The organism is Herbaspirillum sp. CF444 (assembly GCF_000282135.1).
In the GTDB taxonomy this organism is placed as follows: domain Bacteria; phylum Pseudomonadota; class Gammaproteobacteria; order Burkholderiales; family Burkholderiaceae_D; genus Herbaspirillum.
On record NZ_AKJW01000092.1, the window covers coordinates 1 to 9,227 of the forward strand.

Genomic DNA, 9,227 nt, shown 5'->3' on the forward strand with positions numbered 1-9,227 from the left:
GCAGCCGCCGCCATCGCCGTCGTCTACCCGCACATGAACGGCATCGGCGGCGACGGCTTCTGGGTCATCAGCGAACCCGGCCGCGATCCGGTGGCGGTGCAAGCCTGCGGCCAGTCGGCTGCGCTGGCGACCAAGGATTTCTACGCGCAACATGGCGACGCGGCGATTCCGACGCGCGGTCCGCGTGCGGCCCTGACCGTGGCCGGCGCTGTCGGCGGTTGGGCGACGGCACTGGACGTCGCCAAAGCTTGGGGCAAGAGTTTGCCTGTCTCGCGTCTGCTGGCAGATGCGATTCATCACGCGACCGCCGGCGTGCCGGTGACGCGTTCGCAGGCCGAACTGACCCATGACAAGTGGGACGAACTCAAGGATCAGCCCGGCTTTGCCGAGACCTATGCGGCAAGCGGCGCGCCGAACCTGGGCGACATCCTCAAGCAACCGGCGCTGGCGGCAACGCTGTCGCGCCTGGCCGAAGCCGGCCTCGACGATTACTATCGCGGCGATCTGGCGCAACAGCTGGCGACCGGTCTGGAGCAGGCGGGGAGCCCCTTGCGCGCCGCCGACCTTGCCGCCTATCGGGCGCAAGTGGTCAAGCCGCTGCTGGTGCAGATGAAATCCGGCAGCATCTACAATCTGCCGCCGCCGACGCAGGGCGTGTCGGCACTGATGATCCTCGGTCTGTTCGATCGCCTGGGCATAACACAGGCGCAGGCCGACGGCTTCGAGCACATCCACGGTCTGGTGGAGGCCACCAAGCGCGCCTTCATCCTGCGCAACAAATACGTGACCGATGCGGCGCACATGTCGGTCAATGCCGCTGATTGGCTGCTGGCCGACGCGCTCGATAGCGAAGCCAGGCGGATCGACATGCGGCGCGCGGCGCCGTGGCCGCATGTGCCCAAGCCGGGCGACACCATCTGGATGGGCGCGGCGGACGCGCAGGGCCGGGTGGTCAGTTATATACAGAGCATTTTCTGGGAGTTCGGCAGCGGCGTGGTCGCGCCCGGTACCGGCGTGGTGTGGCAAAACCGCGGCGCCAGCTTCACGCTCGACGACGGCGCCAACCAGCTGCAACCGGGCAAGTTGCCATTCCACACGCTCAATCCCTCGCTGGCGCGTCTCAAGGACGGCCGCACGCTGGCCTACGGCACCATGGGCGGCGAAGGACAGCCGCAGACGCAGGCCGCGGTGTTCAGCCGCCATATCCTGTTCGGGCAAAACATGCAGGCCGCCGTCAGCGCCCCGCGCTGGTTGCTCGGACGCACCTGGGGCGCGGCGTCCACCAATCTGAAATTGGAAGGGCGCGTGCCGGACCACGTGGTCGACGCGCTCAAACGCGCCGGTCACGACGTTGAAATCGTTGCCGACTACACCGACATGATGGGACACGCCGGCGCTGTATGCGTCCATCCCGGGGGATTGATCGAAGGTGCAACCGACCCGCGCGCCGATGGAATTTGCGCCGGCGTCTGAATTCGGCGACCAGACTGTTGTTTTCCTGAAAAATCGCCCGTTCAGCCGGGCGATTTCGGTTTATGGGCATCATGATAGGAGGCGACGCAATAGAGGGCTCATTCTGGATGATACTGCGCAGCTCCTGCTTGCCTATTGGAAATTGTCAAAATGACATTTTATTTTTGATAACAAATCATTTATTGCTCCAACTACAATTCAGCAGCTAATATTTCGTTGTCCCTTACAAAAAACAACGAACTTTCCGGGACCCTCGGGCAAAATTTGCGTCATTGCCTCCGGAATAACGTCGAATAGCAGCTGGAGTCACCTTGAGCATAAAGAAAATCTCGTCGACGTTGAGCCTCTCTTCATGGGTCACCATCGGCGTGGTGCTGTCGGTGCTGATTACCACGACGTCGGTGTTGATTCTGGTGGACCAGTTCACGCGCAGTTACGCGCGCCGCGAAGCGGAAGCACGGCTTAACCAGTTGGCCTGGCAGATGCAGGATGCGCTGGACCGCAGCATGGCCGAGCGCTATATCGACGTCAAAATTCTGGCGCAGCGCCCATCGGTGCGCGAAGCCAAAGATCCCGCGCGCATGCGCGCCGTCTTCAACGACCTCCAGAAGAACGTTCCCAACTATGCCTGGATCGGCTTCGCCACGCCGGACGGCAACGTGCTGGCCGCCGCCAACGGTTTGCTGGAAAACCAGAGCGTCGCGCAGCGGCCGTGGTTTCAGCAGGCGCAGAAGGAATTCTTCGTCGGTGACTACCATCCCGCCGTCCTGTTGGAAAAGAAGCTGCCGGTCATGAGCGATCCCTGGCGCTTCGTCGATATCGCCACGCCGATCAACGGACCGGACGGGCAATTCCAGGGCGTGCTCGGCGTCCATCTGAGCTGGACCTGGGCGCGCGATCTCGCCAAGAAGCTGCTTAATCCCGCCAACGACCGCTACGACGTCGAGATCATGATCGTGCGTGAAGACGGCACGGTCCTGCTCGGTCCCAAGGAACTGGAAGAGAAGAAGATCGCCACGGATAGCTTCAAAGCATCCTTGCGACTGCCATCGGGTTCCATGCGCGAGCTCAGTGAAACCGGCGAGCCTTACCTGACCGGTTTTGCGCGCACCGGCCTCAACAGCGAATACAGCGACATGAAATGGACCGTGCTGGTGCGCCAGCCGGAGCAGGTCGCCATGTCCGGCTTCAAGGAACTGGAGCGCCAGGTGCTGTTCGTCGGTTGCCTGGTGGGCTTGCTGCTGATGATGCTGGCGTTCTTCCTCACGCGCCGCCTGGTGGCGCCGATGAATGCCTTGAGCGCGGCGCTGGAGCGACGCGCAACCGGCGCGCAGGATGTGCATATTCCCATCGTCAGCACCTATTACGAAATCCAGTTGCTGTCGTCGACGCTGTCGGCCATGGTGCAACGTGAAGAAAACTACCTGCGCGAAGTGCGTTCGCTCAACGAAGGCCTGGAGCAGCGCGTCGAAGACCGCACCAGCCGTCTGCATGAAACCGCCATCGCGCTCCAGCAGGCGCTCGACAATCAGCGCGAAAACCAGATCAGGCTGGAAGAAAGCGAAAACGAACTGCGCGCCATCCTGCAAAACGCCCACGACGCCTTCATCGCCATCGACGAAGACGGCGTGGTGGTGGAGTGGAATCGCCAGGCCGAACAATTGCTCGGCTGGTCGCGCAAGGAAGCCTACGGCCGGGAGCTGGCCGAGATGATCGTGCCGCCCGAGCAGCGCGACTTGCATCGGCGCGGCATGAAGCATTTCCTCGCCACCGGCGAAGGCGTGGTGATCAACAACCGCATCGAGATCAATGCGCTGCGTCGCGACGGCCAGGAGCTGCCGGTCGAAATGACGGTCGGTTACGTGCAGCGTCGCGCCGGCCATCTGTTCATTGCCTTCCTGCACGACATCACCGACCGTCAGGCTTTCCGCAATTCGCTGCAGGAAATGGCGCTGACCGATATCCTGACCGGCCTGCCGAATCGCCGCGCGTTTACGCAAAAGCTGCCGGAAGCCATGGCGCGCGCCGTCCGCGAGCCGCAGCAGATGGGCTTGCTGTTCATGGACATCGACGGTTTCAAGGGCATCAACGACAAGTACGGCCACGAAGCCGGCGACGAACTGCTGGTGCAGTTTGCCGAGCGCCTGATCGATTCAGTGCGTGAAGTCGACACGGTGGCGCGCCTGGCCGGCGACGAATTCACCGTCATCCTCGAGCGCCTGCACACTGTTGCAGACGCGATGGTGGTGGCGGAAAAAATCCTGTTGACGATGCGCCGGCCGTTCATCCTGAAGGCGGCAACCGTCAACGTTTCCAGCAGCATCGGCGTAGCCATTTACGACCCCGGCCAGCACACCACGCAAGACAGCCTGGTGGCGCATGCGGACAAGGCCATGTACGCCGCCAAAAAGGCCGGCAAGAACCGCGTCGAATGGAACACCGAAGAAAACACCGCCTGAACGGCTAATGCCGTTCAGTTACGCTTGACAATCCCAACTTACCAGGACTGTCGTCCTGACGAAAGTCCGGACGACAGCGGCGTATCGACCGTCTTCACGACACTGGATCCCGGCATTCGCTGGGACGACTGCTTTAGGAAAACAGGCTTAAATAAACGGCATTACGGCTGTACGGCGGTGTTTTTTATGCGGCGGCGAGACGCACGTCGTTTCTCCGGGCTGAAACGTTCTCGCGCAATCCGTCGCACGATCATCCTCTCCGCGTTTCCCACCATTCCCGCCCTTACCTCCATTACCCAATGGCTTGCGGCCCCGTCGCCTGTTTGTTTACACAAAATTTATACCGCCGCCCGATAGTTTTATCCGGATTTGACGTGCTTCCCCCTATTGTTTGCCTCGTAAGCATTCATCAAGGGAGCAGGAAATGGATTTTCTATATATCGGCGGCTTGCTGGCTTGCAGCGTCGTCATGTGGGCATTTGTCGTGGCCTGCAAGAAGCTGGAGGACATGCAATGAGCGTCATGCAAATACTGGGGCTGGCCGTGTCGGTCGGCCTGTTGGCGTATCTCGTTTACGCCCTGATCAAACCGGAGGCCTTCTGACATGACTGCCTCGATTACCCAACTGGCGATCTATCTGATCGTCCTGCTCGTGCTGTCGGTGCCGGTAGGCTGGTACATCGCCCGCGTGATGGAGGGCAAGTCCGCCGTCAATCGCGTGTTCGGCGGCATCGAACATTTCTTCTACCGTTTGTGCGGCATCCGCGCCGACGCCGACATGGGCTGGAAGCAATACGCGTTGGCGCTGCTGCTGTTCAACATCGTCGGCATGTTTGTCGTCTACGCCCTGCAACGCCTGCAACTGTGGCTGCCGCTGAACCCGGCCGGCATGGCCAACGTCAGCGCCGACTCTTCATTCAATACGGCGGTCAGCTTCGTCACCAACACCAACTGGCAGGGTTACGTCGGCGAAAGCACGATGAGCTACCTGACCCAGATGCTGGCGTTGTCGGTGCAGAACTTCTTTTCGGCGGCCACCGGCATCGCCGTTGCGTTTGCACTGATCCGCGGTTTCGCGCGCCACAGCAGCAAGAGCATCGGCAACTTCTGGGTCGACATGACGCGCTCCAGCCTGTACGTGCTGTTGCCGCTGTCGCTGCTGGTCGCGGTCGTGCTGATGAGCCAGGGCGTCATTCAAAACTTCAAGTCTTACGTCGAGGTTTCCACGCTGGAAACCACCGTCTACAGCCAGCCGCGCCTGGATGCCCAAGGCCAGCCGCTCAAGGACGAGAAGGGCAATCCCCTGGCCGATGAGATGAAGACCAGCAAGCAAACCTTGCCGATGGGGCCCGTCGCTTCGCAGGAAGCCATCAAGATGGTCGGCACCAACGGCGGCGGTTTCTTCAACGCCAACTCGGCGCACCCGTATGAAAATCCGACGCCGCTGTCGAACTTCGTGCAGATGCTGGCGATCCTGATCATTCCCGCCGCGCTGTGCACCAGCTTCGGCATGCTGGTCGGCGACCGCCGCCAGGGCTGGGCGATTCTGGCCGCGATGACCTTGCTGTTCATCGTCATGACGCTGACGGTGATGTATTTCGAGCAGCAACCCAATCCGGCGCTTGCCGCCGCGCATGCCACGCAAACCGGCGGGATGATGGAAGGCAAGGAAACCCGTTTCGGCATCGTCGCGTCGAGCCTGTTCGCAGCGATCACGACGGCGGCGTCCTGCGGTGCGGTCAACGCCATGCATGACTCGCTGTCGCCTCTGGGCGGACTGGTGCCGATGCTGCAGATGCAACTGGGCGAAGTGGTCTACGGTGGCGTCGGTGCAGGTCTGTACGGCATGCTGATCTTTGCGGTGCTGGCGGTGTTCATCGCCGGGCTGATGATCGGCCGCACGCCGGAATACCTGGGCAAGAAGATCGGCGTGTTCGACATGAAGATGATGTCCATCGCCATCCTCATGACGCCTGCGCTGGTGCTGGTGTTGACGGCGATTTCCGTGATGGTCGACAACGGCCTGGCCGGCATCGCCAATCCCGGCGCCCACGGTTTCTCGGAAATCCTCTACGCCTTCAGCTCGGCCGCCAACAACAACGGCAGCGCCTTTGCCGGCTTGTCCGCCAACACGCCTTACTACAACGTCATGACCGCCATCGCCATGTGGCTGGGCCGCTTCGGCATCATCGTGCCGGTGCTCGCCATGGCCGGTTCGCTGGCCGGCAAGAAACGCCTGGCGGCAACTTCCGGCACCTTGCCGACGCATGGCCCGCTGTTCGTCACGCTGCTGATCGGCGCGGTGATCCTGGTCGGCGCACTGACTTATGTCCCCGCCCTGGCGCTGGGTCCGGTGATCGAGCATCTGCAAATGCTGGCGATTCACTAATGTCTGAATTGGAGAAAAACATGGCAAATAGTCCTGCCAAAAAAGTTGTTACCCCGACGGCTAAGGTTCCTGCCACGCAAGTGAGCACACCCGCAGCATCCGGCGCACAATCCGCAACCAGATGGATGTTCGATCCGGCCATCGTCAAGCCGGCCATGATCGATTCCTTCCGCAAGCTGTCGCCGCGCGCCCAGTGGCGCAATCCGGTGATGTTCGTGGTGTATCTCGGCAGCATCCTGACCACGCTGCTGTATCTGCAGGCCCTGAACGGCCAGGGCGAAGCGCCGGCCGGCTTCATCCTCGCCGTCGCCGTCTGGCTGTGGTTCACGGTCTTGTTCGCCAACTTCGCCGAAGCATTGGCCGAAGGCCGCAGCAAGGCGCAGGCTGCATCGCTGCGCAGCGCCAAGAAGAGCGTGGTCGCCAAGAAGCTGCAACGCGCCAATCGCTCCGACCGCTGTGAACTGGTCGAAGGCAGCTCCTTGCGCAAGGGCGATTTCGTCCTGATCGAAGCTGGCGACGCCGTGCCGGCCGACGGCGAAGTGGTCGAGGGCGTCGCCACCGTTGACGAGAGCGCCATCACCGGCGAATCGGCGCCGGTGATCCGCGAGTCGGGCGGCGACTTTTCCGCCGTCACCGGCGGCACCCGCGTGCTGTCGGACTGGATCATCGTGCGCGTCACGGTCAACCCGGGCGAAGCTTTCCTCGACCGCATGATCGCGATGGTGGAAAGCGCCAAGCGCCAGAAGACGCCCAATGAGATCGCGCTGACGCTGTTGCTGGTCGCGCTGACCATCGTGTTCCTGCTGGTGACCGTGACCTTGCTGCCGTTCTCGGTATTCAGCGTCAACGTCGCGCATGGCGGTTCGCCCGTCACCGTGACGGCGCTGATCGCCTTGCTGGTGTGCCTGATTCCAACCACCATCGGCGGCTTGCTGTCGGCCATCGGCGTGGCCGGCATGAGCCGCATGATGCAGGCCAACGTCATCGCCACTTCGGGCCGCGCGGTGGAAGCCGCCGGCGACGTCGACGTGCTGCTGCTGGACAAGACCGGCACCATCACGCTCGGCAATCGCCAGGCCTCGACTTTTCTGCCTGCCAATGGCGTGAGCGAACAAGAGCTGGCCGACATCGCCCAACTTGCTTCGCTCGCCGATGAAACTCCCGAAGGCCGCAGCATCGTGGTGCTGGCCAAGAAGCGCTTCAACCTGCGTGAGCGCGAGATGGCAAGCCTGGGCGCCGTTTTCATTCCTTTTACTGCGCAGACGCGTCTGTCCGGCGTCGACATCGGTCATCGCCAGATCCGCAAGGGGGCGGCCGATGCCATCCGCAAGCTGGCCGAGCAAGCCGGCCAGCAGGTGCCGGCGGAAGTCGCCGCCGCCGTCGACATCGTCGCCCGTCGCGGCAGCACGCCGCTGGTGGTGGCCGAGACCGATGCTGCCGGTGGCTCCATCCGCGTGCTCGGCGTGATCGAGTTGAAGGACATCGTCAAGGGCGGCATCAAGGAACGTTTTGCCGAGCTGCGCCGCATGGGCATCAAGACCATCATGATCACCGGCGACAATCGTCTGACTGCGGCCGCGATTGCGGCGGAAGCGGGCGTCGACGACTTCCTCGCCGAAGCCACGCCGGAGAACAAGCTGTCGCTGATTCGCCAGCACCAGGCCGAAGGCAAGCTGGTGGCGATGACCGGCGACGGCACCAACGACGCGCCGGCGCTGGCCCAGGCCGACGTCGCGGTGGCCATGAACACCGGTACGCAAGCGGCGAAAGAAGCCGGCAACATGGTCGACCTGGATTCCAATCCGACCAAGCTGATCGAGATCGTCGAGATCGGCAAGCAGATGCTGATGACGCGCGGCAGCCTCACGACCTTCAGTATCGCCAACGACGTCGCCAAGTATTTCGCCATCATCCCGGCGATGTTCGCGACCACGTATCCGCAACTGGCGGCGCTGGACATCATGCACCTGAACAATCCTTCGTCGGCGATCCTGTCGGCGGTGATTTTCAATGCGCTGGTGATCGTCGTGCTGATTCCGCTGGCCTTGCGCGGCGTGCGTTATCGCGCACTGGGCGCGGCCGTGCTGTTGCGTCGCAACCTGTTGATTTACGGACTGGGCGGCCTGATCGTGCCGTTCGTGGGCATCAAGCTGATCGACGTGCTGCTCGGCGTGTTCGGCCTGGCCTGATCCTATTTTGTACAAGGAGTTATTCATGAAAACCTATTTGCGTCCTGCCGTTTCCCTGTTCATCCTGATGTCGGTGATCCTGGGCGGTCTTTATCCTGCCGTCGTGACGCTGGTCGGGCAGGCTTTCTTCCCCAAGGAAGCCAACGGCAGCATCATCGTGCGCGACGGCGTGCCGGTCGGTTCGGAACTGATCGGGCAAAACTTCACCGAGCCGAAATATTTCTGGGGCCGTATTTCGGCCACCGGCACGTTTCCGTACAACGGCATGGCGTCCGGCGGCAGCAACCTGGGGCCGTTGAATCCGGCGCTGGTGGATGCGGCGAAGGGTCGTGCCGAGGCTTTGCAGGCTGCCAATCCTGGCTCTGCGCGCGAGATCCCGGTGGATCTGCTGACCTCGTCGGCGAGCGGCCTGGATCCGCAGATTAGCCCGGCGGCGGCCGAGTATCAGGTGATGCGGGTGGCGCAGGCGCGGGGTTTGTCTCTGGACAAGGTGCGCGAGATGGTGAAGGCGCAGACTGAGACGCCGCAGTGGGGCTTGTTTGGGGAGCCTCGGGTGAATGTGTTGAAACTGAATCTGGCGTTGGATGCGTTGAGCAAAACCTGACATGTTCTGTTTTATTGTTTTTTGTTTGCTTGCTTTCGCTTTTTGGTAGCTTGCTGGGGTGTTTCTCCGGACGGGCCGGGTTTGCCGGGGGCGGCCCGGCAGCCGCTCACTTT

General features: G+C 62.1%; 6 protein-coding genes. All 6 read left to right on the forward strand.

Annotated features, from left to right (window positions below):
- A partial coding sequence (locus tag PMI16_RS21355; RefSeq protein WP_007883493.1) for a gamma-glutamyltransferase family protein occupies nucleotides 1–1,473 on the forward strand: 1,473 nt, incomplete at its 5' end.
- Between the two features lie 311 nt (nucleotides 1,474–1,784).
- Nucleotides 1,785–3,932, forward strand: coding sequence for a diguanylate cyclase domain-containing protein (locus PMI16_RS21360; RefSeq protein WP_007883494.1), 2,148 nt, complete (start codon nucleotides 1,785–1,787; stop codon nucleotides 3,930–3,932).
- Nucleotides 3,933–4,445: 513 nt separating this feature from the next.
- On the forward strand, nucleotides 4,446–4,535 hold the full coding sequence (kdpF, locus tag PMI16_RS21365; protein ID WP_007883498.1) for a K(+)-transporting ATPase subunit F: 90 nt from the start codon (nucleotides 4,446–4,448) through the stop codon (nucleotides 4,533–4,535).
- A 1-nt stretch (nucleotide 4,536) separates the two neighbouring features.
- Nucleotides 4,537–6,321, forward strand: coding sequence for a potassium-transporting ATPase subunit KdpA (gene kdpA, locus PMI16_RS21370; RefSeq protein ID WP_007883500.1), 1,785 nt, complete (start codon nucleotides 4,537–4,539; stop codon nucleotides 6,319–6,321).
- A gap of 125 nt (nucleotides 6,322–6,446) precedes the next feature.
- Nucleotides 6,447–8,510 carry a potassium-transporting ATPase subunit KdpB gene (gene kdpB, locus PMI16_RS21375; protein WP_034381725.1) on the forward strand — a complete coding sequence of 688 codons (2,064 nt, stop codon included), beginning with the start codon at nucleotides 6,447–6,449 and terminating at the stop codon, nucleotides 8,508–8,510.
- 25 nt (nucleotides 8,511–8,535) lie between these two features.
- Nucleotides 8,536–9,114 carry a potassium-transporting ATPase subunit KdpC gene (gene kdpC, locus PMI16_RS21380; RefSeq protein ID WP_007883507.1) on the forward strand — a complete coding sequence of 193 codons (579 nt, stop codon included), beginning with the start codon at nucleotides 8,536–8,538 and terminating at the stop codon, nucleotides 9,112–9,114.
- The last annotated feature ends 113 nt before the right edge of the window (nucleotides 9,115–9,227 follow it).